Genomic DNA, 21,627 nt, shown 5'->3' on the forward strand with positions numbered 1-21,627 from the left:
AATCATTCCTTATTATCATCGTTGTAATCAACTGCCCGCCTGAGCACGGGGGCAAGTGTCACGCTCACCATAGAACATAGACCACTTTGCGTCATAAATAAAGCTTGAGGTAGCACGCTAACCAGTTGAGTGGACAACAAAAAAGCCCGCATAAGCGGGCTTTTTTGTTGTAGACATTCCTATTTGGCAGCACGAGCCTTGGCGACCATTTGATCTGGCCGTAGCAAGAATCGCGCAAGCGCAGGAAGCAGCCAGATTGCGCCAATCATATTCCAGAGGAACATGAAGAACAGCAAGAAGCCCATATCTGCCTGGAACTTGATTGGCGAGAAGATCCAGGTCACTACGCCAAGCCCAAGTGTAACACCGGTAAACATAACGGCCTTACCGGTTGAACGCAGAGTTTCGAAGTAAGCTTCCTGAAGTGGTTTGCCATCCAGCAGATACTTCTCAAGCTTGCTGTAAATATAGATACCGTAATCCACACCGATACCTACACCAAGTGCTATAACCGGAAGGGTTGCCACCTTGATACCAATACCCGACACGGCCATGATCGCTTCACAAAGAATCGATGTCAGCCCTAACGGGACAACAATACACAGCACAGCTCTCACAGAACGGAAGGTCGCAAAGCACAGCAAGCTCACCACACTGTAAACCAGGATTAGCATCATATCCTTGGCGTTGGCGATAACCTCGTTGGTAGCCGCTTCAACACCAGCGTTACCGGCGCCAAGCAGGAACGTGTGTTCATCGTTACTGTTATTGTTGGCAAATTCTTCCACCCGCTCAACCACTGTCTCCAGGGTCTCTGCCTTGTGGTCTTCAAGAAAAACCAGCACAGGCGTCAGGCTACACGTGGTGTTGATAAGGCCGGACGGCGCCTCACGGATGGATGCGTTGATGATGGTCTGGTTGCGGGAAATTTCATACCACTTCCAGTTCCCCTCGTTCAAAGCCTTGGTAACGATTTTGGACACGTCAGCAAGCGAAGCAGAGGATTGAACGCCAGGAGTGTTTTGAAGCTCCCACTGCAGTGAATCCATAGCACGTAACACATTGTACTGGGTGCACTGCTCTTCTGGAGTTTTCACCATCACAACCAATACATCGGCACTCGTAGAGTAGTTGTCGATGATGTAGGCATTATCCAGGTTGTAGCGCGAGTCGGCACGAAGCTCAGGAGCGCCCTGATCCAGATCCCCAACTTTAAGGTCCTGCTTGTAGTAGAGGCCAAGACCCAGACCAACCACAGCAATAAGCAGTGAAATTGGAGCGACACCGGGGTGCGCAAAGTAGGACATCAGGCGCCATTTGCGATCCTGCTTTTCGCCGTGATTCTGCACGTGGCGCACGCCACCCTTGGAAATACCAAGGTAAGACATGATCAGTACGTGGAGCACCAGGTTGGTGATGATAACAAAAGCCACACCCAAGCCGGCCGCAATGGCCAGATCCCGAATAACATCAATTTCGATGAAGAACAGTGTGAGGAAGCCAAACGCATCGGAAACCAACGCCAACATGCCCGGAATATAAAGCGCCCGGAATGCCAGGCGAGCAGCAGTTACAGCATCAAAGCCTTTCGCCGCTTCTACCGCCATGGCATTTACAATTTGTACGCCGTGACTGATACCAATGGCAAATACAAGGAACGGCACGAGTACCGAATAAGGGTCGAGCCCGTATCCCAAAAGCCTCAAGGCTCCTAACTGCAGGAACACCGCAACAATCGAGGTGAACACAGGCACCAACGTGCCGGTGATGCAGCGGGAGTACCAGAACAACAGCAGGGTTGTCAGTAGAATGGTAATGCCAGCAAACCAGGCTATCGACCCAATACCCTCAATCAGGTCGCCAACTTTTTTAGCAAAACCGACGATATGAATTTTTATGTTCGGGTTTTGCGCTTCGTACTTGGTCCGTATTTTCTCTTCCAGATCCCGGGAAAACGTTGCGTAATCCAGAGGCTCCCCGGTTTCAGGATTCTTTTCATACAGAGGTGCATACACAATCGTGGATCGGAAGTTATCTGATACCAGCCGCCCCACTTCATTAGAACGAAGTATGTTCTGGCGAAGATTTTCCAGACTTGCCGGCGAGCCATCGTAGTCATCGGGAATAACGTTGCCGCCCTGGAAGCCCTGCTCCGTGACCTCTACCCATCGAACGTTTGACGTCCACAGGGTTTTCAGGCCCGAGCGGTCCACACCGTTAAGATAAAAAACCTCATCGGTGATCTGCTTCAGAGTTTCCATGTACTCCGCAGAAAAGATATCACCGGTTTTGGTTTCCACAGCAATACGTACAAAGTTGCCAAGGTTTTCCAGGTCGTTCCGGTGATCCAGCATATTGATGATATACGGGTGCTCAAGCGGGATCATTCGCTCAAAACTCGCATCCGGCTGGATTTTTACAGCGTTATAGCCCAAAAACACCGTCAACAGCAGGAAGCCAATAAGGATTACGGCCCGATTATTGAAAATCAGGCGCTCCAGAAACGGTTCTGCCTTAGGCGTTGTCAGGTAGTGTTCACCCCTGTCATGGTTCGGGTTGGACATTCAAAAGCCCCTCTATTATTTTTTCAGTTGTTGCCACATCAGGGCGTTATTGAAGGTTCTTTCCGCGCGCGTCAGTAATTTTCACGCCGCTTTCACCCACAACAAGAAGATTGGTTCCAGATACCGGAACAACACTCATAATGCCTGCGCGATCATTCCGGAAGTGCTCACGAAATGACTCTGCGCCATTGGTGCTCATAAGCACTGTGCCACCATTTCCAACCAGAGTTATCCGGCCGTCATCAGCCACTGAACCATCATTAAGCGTAGCACCTGCACTGTTAGGCACCATGCGCCAAGTTTTTCCCAGATCGGCTGAAAAGAGCATATTGCCACGCAGGCCAAAGGCCAGAAGCTCGTTAACCTGACCGGTTCCTATCACTCCAAACAGCGAGCCCTCATACGGACTCTCGCGCCGCTCCCAGGTGTCTCCACCATCGACAGAAACGTGGATTTGCCCAGCCTCTCCAACAATAACAAGCGCTCCGCCGGTAATACGAGCCATGCCATTGAGGTGGAAATTCTGAGCATTCTGGATCTGCGATGCCCAGTCGCTCCAGGTACGACCGCCATCTTCTGTGCGCAGGATCATGCCATAGGCGCCTATGACGAAGCCGTGCTGGTCATCCTCGAACCATACGCCGAGCAATGGGTTTACCGGGCCGATATCCAGGTCTGACTGCATGTTTTCTATAACAAACACCAGGTCATCCATTGCCCACTCAAGATCGGCCTTTTCGGATTCAGGCGCCTCTTCAATGCGCTCTTCCATGGCCGCGACCTGCTCTTCCTTACTTTCAATAGCCAGTTTGGAGGCATCGGTTCCGGTTAGCTGAAGGCTCCAGTTCTCTCCGGCATCTTCGGTATGAAGCACTACGCCGCTATGACCAACGGCCCAGCCGTGTGTCTCGGTACCGAAATCCACAGCGGTCAAGGTAACGGATACGGGCACACTGCCCTGCACCCAGGTTTGCCCGTCATCATCCGAGTATATGATGTGTCCCCGCTCCCCCACTGCAACTATGCGATCGCCTGCGCGCGCGGCGTCATTGAGGAGTTTCGTGGGTGCCAGATCAGTTTGGCGGGCCGGAGTTTCAATGAGATCCGCAATCGCAAATGCGGCTGGCGCGGTCCAAACCATGGAAAGCCCGAGGCAGGCTGCCCCCAGCGTCTTGCACATCAACCTTTTAGCCATTCAAATTGCCTATTGTGTTGTTTTTAACTGTAAGTCTCTGGCCGGTAGCTCCGGCAATTAACGGCAAACATGCCGGCACCTGGGGTTACCGGCATGTTGTCCCGCAGACTCAAACATGGAGACTACGGTTTTAGCCCGCTACTGATAAATTGAGCACGCGCCTTAGCGAACACTCCGACGGCGCAGGGAGGCCGGAGAATAGTAACGCTTGTTCGGAATATCATCGGTCAAGACCCGAGTATTGGGTTCTTCCGTATCCAGACCAAGCACATGATAACGACGGGCCTGTAAATCATGATAGACGTCCAGAACCGTCCACACACCTGGAAGTTCATAATAATTTTTTGCGATACCCATAGTTACGCGCCACAACTCGCCGCGACCGTCGTACTGGTCCAGTAGTATGGTGTTCCAGCTGTCCTCATCTACGTAAAAGCGACGCTTTCCGTAAATATGGCGCGCTCCTTTTTTCAGGGTCGCCTCAACCACGTGCACACGATGCAACTCCCAGCGCGTAAGGTCCGGGTTTATGTGCGACATACCCAGTATTTCCGAATAACGGGTACCCTTTTCACCAATACGGTAGTTGTTATAAGGAACATAGACTTCTTTCAAACCTTCATAGGTCCAGTCATAACGATCAAGAGCACCGTTAAAAATATCCGAGTCATCCGCCGTGCGAAGGTTGTCCGCCGATGCAATCGGAGAGTCATAACCCAGGTTCGGAGCTCGTCTTACACGGCGCTGCCCAGCGTTATAACCCCAACCATTCCGCGGGCTGATGATCTGGTTCAGGGTTTCATGAATAAGGATGGCGCTGCCCGCGAGGCGGGGCGGAGACTGAGTGAAAGAGATGTAGTAGAAAATGATATTATCCAGTTCACTTTCATCCGCCTCAGGGTTATAGAAGTTGAAAAATGCTTCCTGCTGAGAGGTCACGAGCGAATAATCACCATTGCTCTGGACCGCAACTTCACTGGAGCGACGCGTGCCTGAAATTCCGCGCCAGCGGGTCAGGTGATTCCAGATAACCTGCCAGGCTTTTTGCTCATCATTGCCACTCAAAATGGGGAACGGATAGCCGCCATAGGCACCTTTCAGGCCTTCACCCTTACCAACAATCTCCGCCTGCACCGCATTCTCGCGGGTGTTCTCTGCCACCCACTCAGGTACTGCATGGGTACGACGGGATTTGTAGACCGGTATGCGGAAGCTTGTCGGGTAAGTTTCAAACATTGCCATAACACCGTCCGTCAGATGCTCTGCATACTGATCTTTATTGGACGCGTTGATGGTGAATAGCACTTCGTCGTTCGGGAAGGGGTCAATATGGTGCTGCCCCGACCCCTTATAGCCAGCCGGAGGCACTGTCAGTCCGCCGGTCCATTCCGGAATAGTGCCGGATTCATTGCCAGCCTTGATGGAGCCAAACGGTGTAAGGTCCTTGCCGAGACGGGAAGCTTCGCTGGAGGAAACTGCAGCCCAAGAGGGGGATGATGCTATCGTGAGGGCGAGCAAGCCCCCGAGTATCGCACTCTTTTTATGATTCATATATTGCCCTGAATTCAACTGGAAGCCCATGGGAAGGCTTTTTTATTATTGCCTGATGGAAAGGCAGGCTTTCCACCAGAGTAGCCGATTCGTCAAGGTTGTCTATCGATCGAAAGTGCGATTTTGTATCTGGCTGTAATCAAGTGCGATCAATCACAGCCAGCCCCCTTCCCCAGCCAAACCTCAGGCTTCAAGGCTTTTGTGCACAACCTCATAAAGATCTGCCGAAAGCTCTGCCTTGTCGCGAATCCGTTCAAGTGCAGTACGCATAAGTGCGCTGTAGGCAGGTGCAAACTTCTTCCAGCGCGTCAACGGTGCAACCAGCCGTGCCGCAATCTGGGGATTGCTGTCGTCAAGTCGACACACCTGATCAGCAAGGAATGAATAGCCTGACCCGTCGGGATTATGGAAGGCCGCAAGATTCTGACCTGCAAACACCCCAATAACGGAACGTATCTTGTTGGGGTTTTTCCAGTCAAAGGCTGGATGTTTCAGAAGTGCCTGAATCTGCGGTAACTGACCAGCCCTGTCGCTGGATGCCTGCACGGAGAACCACTGCTCCACAACCTGGGGATCGCTCTGGAAGTGCTCGTAGAAATCTGCCAGGGCCTGGCTTCTTTCCTCTGCATAATCCGAGTTAACCAACGCTCTCAGCGCACCCATACGATCGGTCATGTTATCGGCCTCGCGGAGTTGCTGAAGAGCCAGATCGCGCCCGGTATTGTCGTTGATCATCAGCAACCAGGCGAGCGCCGTATTCTTCAGGCTTCGACGAGCGACGGATTCAGGTGTTACCTCGTACTCTCCGTCATCCATATTACGGTGATAGCAGGCGACCAACTCACCCCTGAGAGAGGTTGCAAGATGGCTCAGCACCTGTTCGCGCGTCCGGTGAATTGCCGCCACATCCGGGCTATCCGCCAGCTCAATCAGATAGGCCTCAGAAGGCAGATGGAGCATTTTCGCCACCAGCGCCTGATCCAGCGTCCTGTCTGCCAGCAAGGTTCGGTATGCCTCCACCAGGCGAGAATCAATATCAACAGCCCCGGAGGAATCCACCAGTGACTGGATTACATCAACAGCAAGTCGCTGACCGGCATCCCAACGATTGAAGCCATCCGGATCATGGCTCATCAAAAATACAAGCTGCTCTCGGCTCCATGGGTAGACCAGCCGCACAGGCGCGGAAAAATGGCGAAGCAACGAAGGCACGGGCTTCTGCGTCAGACCATGAAACTCAAACGTGTGGCTTGCCTCTGTTAGCTCAAGAACCCGTTCGGTTGGCGCACTCGCCGCATCTTCTGTACTCACCAGCCTTAGAGGCAAAGCCTCCCCCTCCGCGCCCAGCAGGCCCAAAGCGAAAGGAATATGCTGTGGTTTCTTGTTCGTCTGCCCTGGCGTATCAGGAATTGCCTGCTGTATCTTGAGACTGTACACACCGCGCTCGGAATCATAGTCGTCTGACACCGTTAGCACTGGTGTCCCCGCCTGGTCGTACCACAAGCGGAACTGGGTAAGATCCCGACCGGATGCGTCTTCCATCGCCTTCACAAAATCATCGGTGGTGACCGCCTGCCCATCATGGCGCTCGAAATACAGATCACTGCCCTTGCGGAAAAGCTCTGGCCCCAGCAGGGTATGAATCATGCGTACCACCTCCGCACCCTTTTCATAAATGGTCAGGGTATAGAAGTTACTTATTTCCATGTACGAGGCCGGCCGCACTGGATGTGCCATCGGGCCGGCATCTTCGGCAAACTGAGCCGTGCGCAGCAGGGTTACGTCTTCAATGCGCTTTACCGTTGGCGAGCCCATGTCGGCAGAGAAGGTAGAGTCCCGGAATACTGTGAACCCCTCCTTCAGGCTCAACTGAAACCAGTCACGGCAGGTTACCCTGTTACCAGACCAGTTATGGAAGTACTCATGGGCAACAATGGATTCAATGCGCTGAAACGCAAGGTCGGTTGCGGTTTCCTGGCTTGCCAAGACGCAGGACGAGTTAAAAATATTCAGACCCTTGTTCTCCATGGCTCCCATATTGAAGTCATCGACGGCAACAATCATGAAGATATCCAGGTCGTACTCGCGACCATACACCTCTTCATCCCATCGCATGGAGCGCTTGAGTGAGTCCATGGCATGCTGGCACTTGGCTGCATTACGTGGCTCGACAAATATGCGCAAATCGATTTCCCGGCCGGAACAGGTTGTAAAGGTATCTTGTTTTTCCACCAGATCGCCGGCCACCAGAGCAAACAGGTAGCTCGGCTTGGGAAATGGATCTTCCCAGGTTACGAAATGGCGACCATCTTCGAGATCACCTCTGTCCACGTCATTGCCGTTGGACAGCAACACCGGGCAACTCGCCTTGTCTGCCTCAATACGGGTGCGGTATCGCGCCATCACATCGGGACGATCCGGGAAATAGGTAATGCAGCGGAAACCCTCGGCTTCACATTGGGTACAAAACATTCCCGAAGATTTGTACAACCCTTCGAGACGGGTGTTGTTCTGCGGCTCAATCCAGGTTACGACTGTTAATTCAAACTGGGCGGGCACCCTGGCTATAACAAGTTGTGCACCGGTTTCATCATAGTCATTACCTGCCATCAACTCCCGGCCATCCAAAATAACCTGTTCCAGTTTGAGGCTATCGCCATCCAACTCCAGGGGCGCAAACTCCTCAGCGGACTCCGGATTCCGGCGCACCGTTAAAGTGCTGTGCACCCTTGCACCATTGTCAAAGAGCTCAAAGCGAAGGTCGACGGCATCTACCAGGTGCGCAGGCACCTTGTATTCGCTCAGGCGGATGGTTGTTGGCTGATTGGTGCGCATTGATAGTCTCCAGATTTCCAGCCTGAGCAGCCCATACCGGGCCGATCAGGCAATATCAGATAGGGCGGGCAGCAGGTATCTTAAGAACCCATTACCCGGAAACGGACTTCATAACCGGTGAACTTGCGAATATTGATCACCCCGGTGTCGAGAATCAGGTATTGGCCTTTGATACCTTCAAGAACCCCCTCCACTTCCGGTGTTTTATCCAGGTTATGAGTCTTGATTTTTTCGGGCCAGGTCTGCACGGGGTAACTGAGCTCGAGCCCCTGCTCGCCCACCTCGCGAATGGAGTCCTGTCCGTGCTCTTCACGCAGCGCGGCAAGATCGCCGGCAATCAATGCCAGTATCCGCTCTCGTTCTTGCACAAGGTCCAGCTCCGTAACATCCCCCCTGAGCATGGCACGCCAGTTCGTGCGATCGGCCACATGCTCCTTGCAAGCCACTTCAACAAGGCCCGAAAGATACCGGGTAGCCACCCTCAGCATGGGAATTGCATCCACCGCCCCCTGATCAATCCAGCGTGTTGGCACCTGGGAGCCACGGGTTATGCCGACTTTAAGGCCTGATGAGTTGGCCAGGTACACCACATGCTCAATCATGCAATGGGTTTCACCCCATTCTGGCTCACGACAGGTGCCCAGATGATAATGGCACTTCTCAGGACTCATAATGCAACTGTCGCACGCCGCCAACTTTCGGAAACAGGGGTAGCAAAACCCCTGATTAAAGCTCTTTTTGGTGGTTCGGTCGCAGTTAATGCAACGTATGAGACCGTCATAGTCGAAGCGCAAGGGCTTGCCTATAAGTTCATTCATTGCCACCCGGGCATCGCCGATCGCGAGAATATAGGACACAGGGTCGCCAGCTTCTGCGGGCATTTTTCTGAGTCGCCCGGTTACATCCGTAAGATCACTCAAGACTTGACCTCAACAAACTGATTGGGATCGACGTTGTTCCCGCCTGGCTGATTGCGACGCACTGAAGGGTCACATGCAGTGCCGGCTTTGGCTCCACGATCAAGATATCCCACACGCTCCTGCTCAGGGATGCTATGCAGATTTTCGTAGTAGATGACGGCTTCCAAGCTTATCTCTCGCTGTTTCGGGGTTAGCTTGCGACCATCCGGCCACTTTCCCAGCTCAATAGACTGCTTCAGGTTTTGATAAACGTTGGGATCGAGCCGCTCAATAAGTTCTTCGTAAGTCATCCGGTTCTCCTGAAAAAACCTTCATGAAAAAGTCGAGTAATCGTTTGACAGATGCAAACGATAATGATTATCATTGCCTCGCCAAATGACGACGGTCGTATCATTTGGTCTCTCTCATCAGAGGCATATTCTGCTTCTTTTATACCCCACCTCTGGTGGGGTTTTTTTATGCTTTCCGATTGTTGCGAGCAGGCAGAATGGCAGCCAGGGCCAAGCCAGCGACGAACCCTCCCAAATGCGCTTCGTTTGCCATGCGCCCCAAGCCCAGCATTTCCGGTAAAGAGGTAAACCCGATCACCATCCACACCACGGCAAAGGTTACCAGTGCAGACGGGAACTGGAATCTGGGCAGCGCTCTCTGACTCAACCAGCAGTATCCCAGAATGCCATACACGACCCCGGAAAGGCCGCCAAAGAACGGCCCGGACACCACGTACTGCAACCCGTTGGACAACAAACTGGTGACAATAAAAATCAAAACCAGCCGGCCACGGCCATCAAACCACTCCACCTGGCTTCCCAGAAACCACAGCATTACGGAATTGAAAATAATGTGAGTCCAGCTGAAATGCAGGAAGTCAGGAGTGAACAGCCTCCAGACCTGACCACTGGCAAGGGTTGCCGACAAGGCATCGAGCCGCTCAGCCATGGTGCCCCAGTCGTAGGCCCGCGGGTCTACAATTAACAAGCTGGCAGTGAGCTGATTACTGCCCAGGCTGGTAAGCCAGGCCATCAACACACCCAGCACAATGATACCAAGCACCAAAGGCGCATGGCGGGGGGACGGCTGCCACCGCCCTGCCACAAACACAGGCGAATGATTCTGGCGCTCAACAGCCTGACGGATATCCGGCTCGGCGAGGAATCGTTCCAGAGCTTCGAGAACCGGCTCGGCGTGCTCTGGATGCTCCAGCCACAACACCTGGAAACCACCTTCTTCACTGATTCTGTGGGGAACTCCCTGGCTCCTTAGCCACTGGCTGAACCCGCCAAGGTCTAAACTGGCATCTAACTGCTTTACTCGGTACACAATCTACCTTTCCTCGCGGGGTAATCAGGCCAACAACTCGCACCGCCGCATTAGCGGGCAACGCTGTCTTCGCTGGTGGGGTAGTCCGGGGAATCCTTATGATCCCGAGCCACATTCACCCAGACAAACTTGTCGGGGGAGAGTTCTCGCTCGCCGTCCATCCGGTAAGCCACCAGCCTGCCGTATTTCACAGCACTGAAATCAATGCAGGCGACATTGGATTTGAGCGGCGCCGGCTCACTGTCCATCCAATAGTGACCGACGAACACCGGCGGTGCATCCAATGGGTAGCTGATCAGTTGCTTGCGCTCGTCCTCACTCAGAACCCGGCCCGCCACCTCCGGCGGCAAGGGGTCTGGCTGGAAAACCACATCGGCATATGTGTGGGGATTATCGGCCCAGAATTTGGTGCGGAAAAACTCTCGAACGTAACCATCCCGCCCGGTTATTTTCATGCCTTGCGGCAAGCGTAAATCTGTACCCCGCAACAAGGTGTCCATAACCTGCCCTGCAAACGATTCAATTGCTGCAGAAGCGTGCAGAAAATCCTCATCGATGCAGGCGCCACCTTGCACCTGTTTGAACTTCTGAATGAGCTCATCATCCCAGCAGGCGTGAACCGCACGGAAATCCTCCTCCTCGATAAACAAGGGAATGGTGTAAAACCACTCGAGAAAGTCATTCCACTCATGAGGGTAGGCTTCAAACTGCTCCAGGGTTTCCCGAATCAGCCGGTCGTGCCGCGGGTTATGTTCCCGCAACCATGTTTTACCACTGCCAGCCCGCGCCCGTGTACAGTAGCCCAGAGCGTTGTACTCATGGTTTCCCATCACAATGCGCGCAGAGCCACGCTCAACCATGTTCCTTACCAGGTGCAGGGCTTCACGAATTCTCGGGCCACGATCAATAATGTCACCAATGAACACTGCTTGCCGGCGGCGATGCTGATATACGCCATTCACCATGCTGTATCCCATCTGCTCAAGCAACATCGCAAGCGTATTCGCGCAGCCGTGAATATCGCCAATAATGTCGTACCCGCGACTTGCAGTATGCTTAATTCCAGCCATGATCAACTCGCTGCTATTTCACTTGCCCAGCCAAGCTTATCGCGGCAGGTGGCATAGAAATTATGGTCTGTAGGGTGAATCAGTCGAATTTTGAAAGGCTTTTTGGCGATGCGGATGATATCCCCTGGCGCGCAGGCAATGTTCATCTGACCATCAAAACTGATCTGCGGATAGGTTTCGTTGGTTTCCCCAACAACCAGTTTGATCTCACTCTTACCATCTACCACAATCGGGCGACTGCTAAGGGTATGAGGGAACATGGGCACCAGTACAATGGCATCCAGCTTCGGATGCATTATCGGCCCACCGGCTGAGAGTGAATAAGCCGTAGACCCTGTGGGGGTGGACACAATCAGGCCGTCCGACCGCTGGCTGTAAACAAAATGCCCATCAATATACAAATCAAAGCCGATCATACGGGTGGATTTGCCCGGGTGTAGCACAACATCGTTTAGTGCCGTCCCAAAACCCAGCGGCTGACCATTGCGCTCTACATTGCCATCAAGAAGAAACCGGGTTTCCTCAATGTACTCGCCTTCAAGCACCTTACCCAGACGCTCTTCCAGGTCAACGGGCGAAATATCCGTCAAGAAGCCCAAGCGCCCGCGATTCACACCAAGCAGAGGAATCTTGGATTTAGCCAGCTCCCGGGCTGCACCCAACAGGCTTCCATCGCCACCTACGACAATAACCAGATCGCAAATCTCGCCAAGAAGCTTTTTGCTGGCGACCTGCAAGCCGTGGCCAGGCAACATGCTGGCAGTGTCTTCCTCAAGGATTACGTGGTAATGATTGGCAACCAGATACTGTTTAAGCTGGCGCAATGACTCAACCACCTTAACGCTGCCCATCCGGCCGATAACGCCTATGTTTCTGAATTGATCCATGAAGCTTCCTGTGATGTCAAAATATGGCGAAAGCAGACAAGCCCGCTGATGCCCATATCAATCTGACCTACAGTCTAACGAAAGTCATCCCGATACTGAAAATAGTTCTGCGGCACCCTTCCGATTGCCGTTTACCTTCAGGGCTGGTGCTGCTCGCAGCGGTCGTCAACCCCGGGCCGGAACTCCCCGGGCTGGCTGACCCGTAACAGCGGCTCACCACAGGGTGCTTCACTCTCACTTGCCTGCTGACAAACCGGGTTCTCGTAGTGCGCAAGCCATTGCAGGTATGCAGGCTCGTTCATGCCACAACGTTCCGCCGCATAGGCAGTGGGATTGCTAAAGTAGGTTTCAATTTGATCATAAGGCAGGGTCAGGTGGCCGACACCGGGGTGGTAGGCCACCAGAAAAACCAACTCGGTCTTGAGGTGCCTCAATACGGTGTTTTCCATGGGTTCCCGGTGCCGGAGCTCGTGCACTTCCTGCTCCAGGGCAACCAGCTTTTCATCCCGATGTTCCAGCTCCCGCTGTTTACGATCCAACTGCTCCCGGAGCAAAACCAGTTCTGCCGTCACATTGGCATCACCGCGTTCTTTGACGGCTCCACCAGAAGCCATTTGCTCCTGCATGGTGAGGTATTGCTGATTCCGTTCCGCCAGGCGTTGTTTCAGTTGTTCGTTGTTCAGGCTTTGGCGCTCGCACTTCTGCTCCAGATCACCAATTTCATTACTTAGCGCTCTGATTTCCAGCCGATGCTCTCGCTGCACCTCAGTCAGCATGTCGCGGTGTACGCTTTGCAGTGTTTTAATACGCAAGCGTTGTTCACGGATCAGTTGGGCAAGGCGCGCACGATCAGCACCGGTGCGGGATTCATCGTCCAAAGCAGAATCCTGCTCCCCGGCACGCAGGACAGGGATATTTTCTTCTTCGGGCTCAACAAGGCGGAATTTAAGCGCGTTGGCTTTGACCGCTTTTCGAATTAGTTGGAAATGGTTGTTACCCGGCGTCATATCCGGGTCCCATAACTCAGAGGCATATTGGGGGTCCGGGCAAAGGCTTCGACAGACCAGGCGAATCGCGCCGCCTCCCATATTCGGACCTTTTGCACCTTTGCGCGCAAGCTCTTCAATAGGCACATTCCAGCTGCTGTCAGCTCTGCCTTCCTCATCAAACCAGATGCGGAAAAACACAAGCGAACGCACGAGAAGGTCGCCGCCAACCTCCACAAGAACGGCTTTCACATCCGTTTCAGCAAGGTCTGATAGCCCTACATAGCCGTCCAGAAAAGCGCCAAACTCGCTGGCCCGCATCTGCCGAGCCACCTCGTTGCCCTCTATAAAGAAAACCGCCGAATAATCATCCGTTGCCTGGCGGGCAGATACCATTACAGACTCCCCAAAATCGAAAAACTCTCTGACAGACTAAAAGTCTACTCAGAGAGTTTCCGATGCAAAGGTAAAAACTGCAATGTTTTGTGATCAGATCTGAGATGCCAGTCGGCTACCCTGATCAATCGCACGTTTGGCATCCAGTTCTGCCGCAACATCTGATCCGCCGATCAGGTGCACTGGCAGCGCTGCCGCTTCAAGCCCACCTTGCAGTTCACGCAACGGCTCCTGGCCGGCACACAAAATGATGGTATCTACCGGCAACACCCGGTCTTCACCCTGCTCTGCACCCTTCGCGGTGACTGTGATGTGCAGGCCTTCGTCATCAATCTTGCGGTAAGCCACACCCGGCACCATCTGAACCTTACGGTTTTTGAGGGACGTTCTGTGAATCCATCCGGTGGTTTTACCCAGGTTCTTACCCACTTTGGACGCCTTACGCTGCAGCAGGAAAACTTCGCGGGCAGGCTCGGGAACTTCAGCCTTCATACCCTGAACACCACCACGATGTTCCACTGTCAGATCCACCCCCCACTCGCGCATGAAGTGGTCAGTATCCAGTGCGGCTGAGGTGCCCTTGTGCACGATAAATTCAGATACGTCAAAGCCGATACCGCCAGCACCAATAACTGCAACTTTCTGACCCACCGGCTTACGCTCAAGCAGAGCATCCAGATAGCCAATGACTTTCGGATGATCAACACCTTCAATATCCGGGGTACGCGGCTCAACGCCCGTTGCCAGCACAACCTCATCAAAATTACCGGCTTTCAGGTCGTCAACACTCACGCGGGTTTCCAGCCGCACATCAACACCGTGCTTTTCCAACATCACACGGAAGTAGCGCAGGGTTTCATAGAACTCTTCTTTACCTGGAATCAGCTTCGCCACGTTGAACTGGCCACCAACCTCTTTGCCAGCGTCAAACAGGGTCACCTTATGTCCGCGCTCTGCTGCTACCGATGCAAATGCCATCCCGGCCGGCCCAGCGCCGACTACGGCAATCGACTTCGGCGAGGCAGTCTTTACGTATGTCAGTTCCGTTTCGTGACAGGCGCGAGGGTTCACCAGGCACGAAGTCAACTTGCCGCTGAAGGTATGATCCAGACATGCCTGGTTACAGCCAATACACGTGTTGATTTCTTCGGCACGGTCTTCAGCAGCTTTCAGTACAAGGTCGGCATCCGCCAGGAAGGGGCGTGCCATAGACACCATGTCTGCATCGCCTTCTGCCAGAATATTTTCGGCAACATCCGGCATGTTGATGCGGTTTGTGGTAACCAAAGGAATACTGACTTCGCCCTTAAGCCGCGCAGTAACCTTGGTAAACGCTCCCCGGGGGACAGAGGTGGCGATGGTAGGAACTCGGGCTTCATGCCAGCCAATACCGGTATTAATGATCGTAGCACCGGCTTTTTCGATTGCCTTGGCCAACTGAACGACTTCTTCCCATGTGCTGCCATCTTCAATCAGATCGAGCATGGAAAGGCGGTAAACCAGAATGAAGTTTTCTCCAACACGCTCACGCACACGGCGCACAATTTCGATGGGCAGGCGAATGCGGTTTTCATAGCTGCCACCCCACTGGTCGGTGCGGTGGTTGGTGTGAGCAACAATAAACTGGTTGATGAAGTAGCCTTCAGAACCCATAACCTCAACACCGTCGTAGCCCGCTTTTTGCGCAAGCTCGGCACATACCGCGTAATCCTCAATCTGCTTCTCGATACCGGCTTCATCAAGCTCTTTGGGCTTGAACGGGTTGATCGGAGCCTGAATAGCAGAAGGGGCAACCAACGCAGGGGAATAAGCGTAACGACCGGCATGAAGAATCTGCATGCAGATTTTACCGTCCGCTTTGTGTACGGCACTGGTGATAACCTTGTGCTTTTCCACTTCATCGTCATTGGTCATTTTGGCGGCGCCCTGGAAGACAGCGCCTTCCGGGTTGGGAGCTATGCCGCCAGTTACAATAAGGCCAACGCCACCGCGAGCCCGCTCAGCATAGAACTCAGCCAAACGCTCGAAACCGTTTTTAGCCTCTTCCAGGCCAGTGTGCATGGATCCCATCAACGTGCGGTTGCGCAGCGTAGTAAAACCCAAATCCAGCGGTGCAAGCAGGTTCGGATACTTGGCAAGGCCTGGTGCTGTGTTGGTCGTCATAACTGGTCTCCTCAAATTGATCACGGCAGGGTCTTAATCGCCCTGCTCTTTCTTGATGAACTCTAAAGTACCCATGCGGCTTGCGTTCAACAATATCCCTGAATAACATTATACTATCCTCAGGTAACAGCTCGTGGCGAATCCACATGAATCCGACCACTCCTCAGCACTTCCCGGACCGCAACCCGCTCGGCGATATCAGCGTGCTCCACATTTCGGTATTGCTCCGGGCTGCTGAAGCCGAAGGCGTAAACTCGCAGGAACTTGCTCGCCACTTTCAACTGAACGCACAAACTCTCACGTCTCCTGAGGCTCGAATCAGCATTCCCCGCTTTATGAGGCTTGGGCATGCAGCAATTCAAGCCTGCGGCAACCCCGCACTGGGGTTGCGCATGGGCGCATTGACCAGGCCTGTAGATATGGGATTGCCGGGCCTTACAGCTGAATGCACCAATACTGCCGGCAAAGCTATACACACACTTATCCGCTATTCCCTGCTGACCAGCCGGAATAGCCGTGGAACACCCACCGCAGATCCCGAAAAACGGCTCATTCAGTTTTATTCCATTCAGCCCTACAACGCATTTAATTATTTCGTTGTTGACTCAGTACTAAGCGCCTGGACTCAGTTTCTGCGAACAGTGAGCGGGCAATGGGATGTGCTGGAGAAAGTCTGCATAGAATACCCATCCACCGGCCTGGATGAACTCTATGAATCCTGGTTTCGTTGCCCGGTTCAGTTTGGGGCAGACTCAAACGGCATAACGGTGCGGCAAGATATATGGAGCCAGACAACCCTGCAGGCGCATCCGGCCATGCACGAGAAGCTGCTACTAATGTGTGAAGCGGAACTGCGGGACATTCAGCGAGGATGGACAACGGGAGACAGGGTAAAGAGTTTGCTAACACCTCTGTTTAGAGGAGAAACACCAAGCCTTGAGACCATTGCCTCGAAGTTGGGAGTTACTCCATGGACACTACAACGACAACTTGCCTCTGAAAACACAGGGTTCAGAGAACTTATGGACGAAACCAGAAAGCATTTGGCGCGAGACTATATTCGGGAAACAGAAACATCACTGTCAGAAATTGCCTGGTTACTGGGCTTTTCCAACCCAGCGGCATTGCACAAAGCCTACCGCCGCTGGTTTGAAATAAGCCCGGGGGAACACCGGAAACAGTTCCGCGGGGATTAGTATTACTTGTTCAGATGCTTAGCGTGGAAGTGCAAGTGCTCTCCAATAAAGCTGGCAATGAAGTAATAGCTGTGATCATAGCCTTCGTGGCGATTCAGAGTCAGCGGATAGCCACTTTCCTTTGCCGCAGCTTCCAGCGCTTCCGGCTTCAGTTGCTCGACCAGGAAGTTATCTGCCTCACCCTGATCTACCAGTGCAGGCACGAACTGCGTGGCCTTTTTCATCAGCAGGCTGGAATCATATTCGGCCCAGCTGGCAGTATCTGCGCCCAGGTAGGCTGTGAATGCCTTTTTTCCCCACGGGCAATCTATCGGATTACTGATCGGGCTAAAGGCCGATACGGACTGGTAACGCTCAGGATTGCGCATCGCCAGCACCAGTGCACCGTGACCACCCATAGAATGACCAAAAATTGACCGCTTATCACTCACCGGGAAAACAGACTCGATGAGATTCGGCAATTCGTTCAGCACATAATCGTACATGCGGTAGTGCCGGTTCCAGGGCGCCTGAGTGGCGTTTACATAGAACCCTGCCCCTTTACCCAAATCGTAGGCTTCGTCATCTGCCACATCATCGCCGCGAGGACTGGTGTCAGGCGCGATGATAGCAACGCCCAATTCAGCGGCCATTTGGTGAGCCGCTGCTTTCTGCATGAAGTTTTCATCGGTGCAGGTTAAGCCAGACAACCAGTAAAGAGCTGGAACCTTGTTGCCGTTGGCAGCCTGTGGCGGTAGATAAATAGCGAAACGCATATCGCAATTCAGCGTTTCTGAATGGTGACTGTACTGCTTGTGCCAGCCACCGAAACTTTTGTTTCGACTAAGATTTTCAATATTCATTGCAATCTCCCTGATAAATGGTCGCCCGTGCCATGCTCAGACGACCCTCCTCGTTATTTGTCAAAGTGAATAACGGTACGAATACTCTTGCCTTCATGCATCAAATCGAAGGCTTCATTGATCTTTTCCAGACCCATGGTGTGAGTGATGAAATCGCTAAGCTTGAACTCACCCTTCATATACCGTTCAACAATACCGGGCAACTCAGAACGCCCTTTTACGCCACCGAATGCAGACCCTCTCCAAACCCGACCGGTAACCAGCTGGAATGGACGAGTGGAGATTTCCTGGCCGGCCCCGGCAACACCGATGACCACTGATTCGCCCCAACCTTTGTGACAGCACTCAAGAGCCGAGCGCATCACATCCACATTACCAATACACTCGAAGGAATAGTCGACCCCGCCATCGGTCAGCTCAACAATGACTTCCTGAATCGGCTTGTCGTAATCCTTAGGGTTAATACAGTCGGTCGCGCCGAGCTGACGGGCCAGTTCAAACTTGCTCTCGTTAATATCGATGGCAATGATGCGGCTGGCTTTCGCCATGGTGGCACCGATAACAGCCGACAGACCAATGCCACCCATACCGAAGATAGCCACGGTGGCACCCTCTTCTACTTTAGCGGTATTCATCACCGCACCCATGCCGGTGGTCACACCGCAACCGAGCAAGCAGACTTCTTCAAGCGGTGCTTCTTTGTTGACCTTCGCCAACGCAATCTCAGGCAGTACAGTGTATTCAGAAAAGGTTGAGCAACCCATGTAGTGGTAGATCGGCTCACCATTGAGGGAAAAACGGGTGGTGCCATCTGGCATCAAACCCTTGCCCTGAGTTTCACGTATTTTCTGGCACAGGTTGGTTTTACCAGAAGTGCAGAACTTGCACTCGCCACACTCAGGGGTATAAAGCGGGATTACGTGATCACCCACCTGAACGCTGGTTACGCCTTCGCCGATAGATTCGACAATACCGCCACCCTCATGACCCAGAATAGCCGGGAAGATGCCTTCGGGATCTTCGCCAGACAAGGTAAATGCATCGGTATGGCACACACCACTGGCGATAACGCGAATTCGCACTTCACCGGCCTGCGGCGGCATAACATCCACTTCTTCGATAGACAGTGGCTGTTTCGGGCCCCAGGCGATAGCGGCTTTGGATTTGATTGTTTTAGTCATGTGGCTCTCCGATCTATGTTCCAGCTCTGGCAGAGGTTTCTGCCACCATGAAGAACATACTATAGTCTATCGCCCTGGTTGATAATCCCATATTATATAAACTCACCTTTACCAGTGAGTAACAATTGGGAAGAGCAAATCCGAAAAACCAGCTCTTTCCAGAGGAGCTCAAACGACAGCACGGGAAGCAGACCATGCATATTTGGGAAGGGGTAAGTGAGTTTGTGGCAGTGGCGGAGGAAGAGAGCTTTACTGCAGCAGCGAAGGCGCTGGGCATCTCAACCGCTCAAGTTAGCCGGCAGGTCAGTGCCCTGGAAGCCCGTCTATCAACCAAGCTGTTTTACCGCACCACCCGCAGGGTTTCGGTGACCGAAGCCGGACAGATCTACTATCAGCAATGCCGGCAAGTGCTCGATGGCCTCGAAGAGGCGGAGCGCACCATGACCAATTTGCAGATGGTGCCTAAAGGTCAGTTAAGGCTGACAGCCCCTGTGACATTTGGCGAAAAAAACATCGCTCCACTGGTTAACAACTTCGTGCTGCGATACCCGGAGCTTCAAGTACAGCTGAATCTGACCAATCAGAAACTGGATTTGGTTGCGGGTGGTTACGACCTGGCAATACGACTGGGTAAACTCGAAGATTCCAGCATGATGGCAAAACGACTGTCATCGAGAACCCTGCATGTATGTGCCTCACCCGCCTATCTGTCTGCCCACGGAACCCCACATTCTCTTTCGGAACTGGACAAGCATAACTGCCTTCAGGGAAACCTGGATTACTGGCGATTTCAGGTGATGGGAAAACCACAAAATGTCCGAATCAAAGGCAACATCATGTGTGACAGCGGCTGGGCCCTGCTGGATGCTGCCTTGAAAGGCATCGGCATTGTGCAACTGCCGGATTACTACGTTCAACCTTCTCTGGCTTCCGGCAAGCTGACTAGCCTGCTAGAACCCTACCAGGAAGCTGACGATGGCATCTGGGCCATTTATCCACACAATCGTCATTTATCACCAAAGGTTCGAATGCTGTTGGACTATTTGAGCGAAGCACTGCAGGCGAAGTGACTGCCTTTCCAGCGGCAGATGCAATGCAATGAGGAAGACTTAAACGAAAAAAGCCGTTAACTGCTATGCAGCTAACGGCTTTTTAAAATAGTGGCGGAGCGGACGGGACTCGAACCCGCGACCCCCGGCGTGACAGGCCGGTATTCTAACCAACTGAACTACCGCTCCACGTGTTATAACCGATTACTTTCCAAATACTTTCAAAGCATTGCAACCTTCAAGAGATTGCTCGGTGACAACGAGAGCGCATTATAAAGAGGTGCCCGATTAAGTCAACGCCTTTTACGAAAATAATCTATAAATCCCCGCATATTACATCGCATCGACCATCGCATCCTTGCCCTGAGCTGTTTTCCGATACTCAATGGGAGTCATGCCTGACCAGCGTTTGAACGCACGATAGAAGGTACTCGGCTCGGAAAACCCGGTGAGATAGACAATCTCATCAATCGACTCGTCTGTTGTCGCCAATAGTTGCCGGGCCAAGCGGTATCGGAAATCAGCCAGCACCTGGTTAAAGCTGGTTTCTGCTTCAGTAAGCCGGGTGCGCAGCGTGCGAGGCTTGATGTCCAACCGGGTAGCTACTGAATCCAGTGTTACCTCACCGCTATCCAGTAATTCAGCAATGATGCGCTCCACCTGCCCGACAATATCCTTCTTCTCCAGCCGGGCAACCTGCTCACTGGCAAAGCGCTCATGCAAATCCAGGAGTTCCGGTTCTGCGTGGGGGGACGGATGAGAAAGCAAACTCACGGGGAAGTACAAGCGGTTTTCATCTGCACCAAACACCACATCGCAACCCAGCAATTCAGCAACGTACTCGCGCCCTTCTTCACGGTCATGCTCAAACTCGACCCGCGACGGACGGAATTCGTTATCCGTGATGGACCGGAAAAAAGTAAGCAGGCCCTGCACAAAGCACTCGTTAAAATGTCGCAGGCGGCGAACTTCATCAGAGGCAGTATCCAGCACCATGCAGGCCTCCTCACCTTCGATGAAAAAATCCGTATTGGCAGCATCGCTTAACAAGCGCTGATAGTTTTGCGCGCGGCGCAGCCCCTCACCAAACGTAGGGCTACTCAAAAACAGGTACTCGAGAACCTGTCCTTTATAAACCGGTAACAGCTGCCCAAGGTGGAGCCCGATATCAGGATCACCGGATACATCTTCTACCGCCTGCCAGAAAAACATCTGGGCACTGTGGGGCGTGCGTAGCTGTTCGGTGTACACATACTCCGCATTCACGCCAAGCCGGCTGAAAACAAGATCGGTATCAAGACCCTTCTTTTTCATTGCCTCGTAGATAAGGCGCAGCATCACGCCCGCGTCACGTAGTTCCTGCATAAAATCCCGCTATGTATCTATTGGATACTACTTTGGCCCGGCAGACACCCGCCGGAACACCCCAGGTCAATGCGTCGTCAGCACGGGTTTGCCAGACTGACGGCAGG

Annotated in this window: 16 protein-coding genes and 1 tRNA gene; 2 read left to right on the forward strand and 15 right to left on the reverse strand. The window is 53.0% G+C overall.

All coding sequences use genetic code 11. The features are described from left to right. Window positions 1–179: 179 nt before the first annotated feature. From FFI61_RS09020 to FFI61_RS09070, 11 genes are all read right to left on the reverse strand, one after another. Window positions 180–2,564, reverse strand: coding sequence for an efflux RND transporter permease subunit (locus FFI61_RS09020; RefSeq protein ID WP_200203754.1), 2,385 nt, complete (start codon window positions 2,562–2,564; stop codon window positions 180–182). A 46-nt stretch (window positions 2,565–2,610) separates the two neighbouring features. Beyond that, a complete protein-coding gene (locus FFI61_RS09025; protein WP_227714794.1) occupies window positions 2,611–3,759 on the reverse strand; it encodes a WD40/YVTN/BNR-like repeat-containing protein in 1,149 nt (382 codons plus the stop codon). A gap of 162 nt (window positions 3,760–3,921) precedes the next feature. Next, window positions 3,922–5,310 (reverse strand): DUF1329 domain-containing protein, encoded by a 1,389-nt coding sequence (locus FFI61_RS09030; RefSeq protein WP_200203752.1) that lies wholly within the window; start codon window positions 5,308–5,310, stop codon window positions 3,922–3,924. 183 nt (window positions 5,311–5,493) lie between these two features. Next, the gene (pepN, locus tag FFI61_RS09035; protein WP_200370014.1) at window positions 5,494–8,145 is read right to left on the reverse strand and encodes an aminopeptidase N; all 2,652 of its coding nucleotides are present in this window, start codon (window positions 8,143–8,145) and stop codon (window positions 5,494–5,496) included. An 80-nt stretch (window positions 8,146–8,225) separates the two neighbouring features. After that, the gene (locus FFI61_RS09040; RefSeq protein WP_227714830.1) at window positions 8,226–9,026 is read right to left on the reverse strand and encodes a DUF2797 domain-containing protein; all 801 of its coding nucleotides are present in this window, start codon (window positions 9,024–9,026) and stop codon (window positions 8,226–8,228) included. A gap of 35 nt (window positions 9,027–9,061) precedes the next feature. Beyond that, complete coding sequence (locus tag FFI61_RS09045) at window positions 9,062–9,355, reverse strand: YeaC family protein (RefSeq protein WP_200370015.1); 294 nt, start codon at window positions 9,353–9,355, stop codon at window positions 9,062–9,064. A gap of 166 nt (window positions 9,356–9,521) precedes the next feature. After that, a complete protein-coding gene (locus tag FFI61_RS17945; RefSeq protein WP_200370016.1) occupies window positions 9,522–10,385 on the reverse strand; it encodes a rhomboid family intramembrane serine protease in 864 nt (287 codons plus the stop codon). Window positions 10,386–10,435: 50 nt separating this feature from the next. Next, entirely contained in the window at window positions 10,436–11,455 is a 1,020-nt protein-coding gene (locus FFI61_RS09055) for a metallophosphoesterase (protein WP_200370017.1), read from the reverse strand. A gap of 2 nt (window positions 11,456–11,457) precedes the next feature. Then, window positions 11,458–12,342, reverse strand: a complete 885-nt coding sequence (locus FFI61_RS09060; protein ID WP_200370018.1) for an NAD(+) kinase — start codon at window positions 12,340–12,342, stop codon at window positions 11,458–11,460. A 137-nt stretch (window positions 12,343–12,479) separates the two neighbouring features. Then, window positions 12,480–13,724, reverse strand: coding sequence for a DNA repair protein (locus FFI61_RS09065; RefSeq protein ID WP_200370019.1), 1,245 nt, complete (start codon window positions 13,722–13,724; stop codon window positions 12,480–12,482). A 93-nt stretch (window positions 13,725–13,817) separates the two neighbouring features. Continuing rightward, window positions 13,818–15,887 (reverse strand): NADPH-dependent 2,4-dienoyl-CoA reductase, encoded by a 2,070-nt coding sequence (locus tag FFI61_RS09070; protein ID WP_200370020.1) that lies wholly within the window; start codon window positions 15,885–15,887, stop codon window positions 13,818–13,820. Window positions 15,888–16,033: 146 nt separating this feature from the next. Between FFI61_RS09070 and FFI61_RS09075 the strand changes: the two genes are divergently transcribed. Continuing rightward, entirely contained in the window at window positions 16,034–17,083 is a 1,050-nt protein-coding gene (locus tag FFI61_RS09075) for an AraC family transcriptional regulator (protein ID WP_200370021.1), read from the forward strand. A 2-nt stretch (window positions 17,084–17,085) separates the two neighbouring features. On the opposite strand, the gene fghA is transcribed toward FFI61_RS09075, so the two are convergent. Together fghA and FFI61_RS09085 are read right to left on the reverse strand one after the other, a co-directional pair. Beyond that, window positions 17,086–17,925: an S-formylglutathione hydrolase gene (gene fghA, locus FFI61_RS09080; RefSeq protein WP_200370022.1), complete on the reverse strand. Its 840-nt coding sequence runs from the start codon at window positions 17,923–17,925 to the stop codon at window positions 17,086–17,088. A 53-nt stretch (window positions 17,926–17,978) separates the two neighbouring features. Beyond that, entirely contained in the window at window positions 17,979–19,106 is a 1,128-nt protein-coding gene (locus FFI61_RS09085) for an S-(hydroxymethyl)glutathione dehydrogenase/class III alcohol dehydrogenase (protein ID WP_227714795.1), read from the reverse strand. A gap of 194 nt (window positions 19,107–19,300) precedes the next feature. Here FFI61_RS09085 and FFI61_RS09090 point away from each other — a divergent pair, with 194 nt between their 5' ends. Beyond that, window positions 19,301–20,176: a LysR substrate-binding domain-containing protein gene (locus FFI61_RS09090; RefSeq protein WP_200203720.1), complete on the forward strand. Its 876-nt coding sequence runs from the start codon at window positions 19,301–19,303 to the stop codon at window positions 20,174–20,176. Between the two features lie 91 nt (window positions 20,177–20,267). Here the strand turns inward: FFI61_RS09090 and FFI61_RS09095 are convergent. Both FFI61_RS09095 and FFI61_RS09100 read right to left on the reverse strand, forming a co-directional pair. Next, window positions 20,268–20,344 (reverse strand) — tRNA-Asp (locus FFI61_RS09095). Between the two features lie 144 nt (window positions 20,345–20,488). Then, window positions 20,489–21,520 carry an AraC family transcriptional regulator gene (locus FFI61_RS09100; RefSeq protein WP_200203718.1) on the reverse strand — a complete coding sequence of 344 codons (1,032 nt, stop codon included), beginning with the start codon at window positions 21,518–21,520 and terminating at the stop codon, window positions 20,489–20,491. Window positions 21,521–21,627: the final 107 nt, after the last annotated feature.

This window comes from Marinobacter sp. DY40_1A1 (genome assembly GCF_016597815.1).
GTDB classification, from domain to species: domain Bacteria; phylum Pseudomonadota; class Gammaproteobacteria; order Pseudomonadales; family Oleiphilaceae; genus Marinobacter; species Marinobacter xiaoshiensis.

Excerpts from the sequence above, each read along its gene's own strand:
- FFI61_RS09040 (WP_227714830.1), bottom strand. The coding sequence starts at position 9,026 with ATGCCCGCAGAAGCTGGCGACCCTGTGTCCTATATTCTCGCGATCGGC.
- FFI61_RS09030 (WP_200203752.1), bottom strand. The coding sequence starts at position 5,310 with ATGAATCATAAAAAGAGTGCGATACTCGGGGGCTTGCTCGCCCTCACG.
- FFI61_RS09075 (WP_200370021.1), top strand. The coding sequence starts at position 16,034 with ATGAATCCGACCACTCCTCAGCACTTCCCGGACCGCAACCCGCTCGGC.
- FFI61_RS09045 (WP_200370015.1), bottom strand. The coding sequence starts at position 9,355 with ATGACTTACGAAGAACTTATTGAGCGGCTCGATCCCAACGTTTATCAA.
- FFI61_RS09055 (WP_200370017.1), bottom strand. The coding sequence starts at position 11,455 with ATGGCTGGAATTAAGCATACTGCAAGTCGCGGGTACGACATTATTGGC.
- FFI61_RS09100 (WP_200203718.1), bottom strand. The coding sequence starts at position 21,520 with ATGCAGGAACTACGTGACGCGGGCGTGATGCTGCGCCTTATCTACGAG.
- FFI61_RS09065 (WP_200370019.1), bottom strand. The coding sequence starts at position 13,724 with ATGGTATCTGCCCGCCAGGCAACGGATGATTATTCGGCGGTTTTCTTT.
- FFI61_RS09060 (WP_200370018.1), bottom strand. The coding sequence starts at position 12,342 with ATGGATCAATTCAGAAACATAGGCGTTATCGGCCGGATGGGCAGCGTT.
- FFI61_RS09090 (WP_200203720.1), top strand. The coding sequence starts at position 19,301 with ATGCATATTTGGGAAGGGGTAAGTGAGTTTGTGGCAGTGGCGGAGGAA.
- FFI61_RS09070 (WP_200370020.1), bottom strand. The coding sequence starts at position 15,887 with ATGACGACCAACACAGCACCAGGCCTTGCCAAGTATCCGAACCTGCTT.
- FFI61_RS09085 (WP_227714795.1), bottom strand. The coding sequence starts at position 19,106 with ATGACTAAAACAATCAAATCCAAAGCCGCTATCGCCTGGGGCCCGAAA.
- pepN (WP_200370014.1), bottom strand. The coding sequence starts at position 8,145 with ATGCGCACCAATCAGCCAACAACCATCCGCCTGAGCGAATACAAGGTG.
- fghA (WP_200370022.1), bottom strand. The coding sequence starts at position 17,925 with ATGAATATTGAAAATCTTAGTCGAAACAAAAGTTTCGGTGGCTGGCAC.
- FFI61_RS09025 (WP_227714794.1), bottom strand. The coding sequence starts at position 3,759 with ATGGCTAAAAGGTTGATGTGCAAGACGCTGGGGGCAGCCTGCCTCGGG.
- FFI61_RS09020 (WP_200203754.1), bottom strand. The coding sequence starts at position 2,564 with ATGTCCAACCCGAACCATGACAGGGGTGAACACTACCTGACAACGCCT.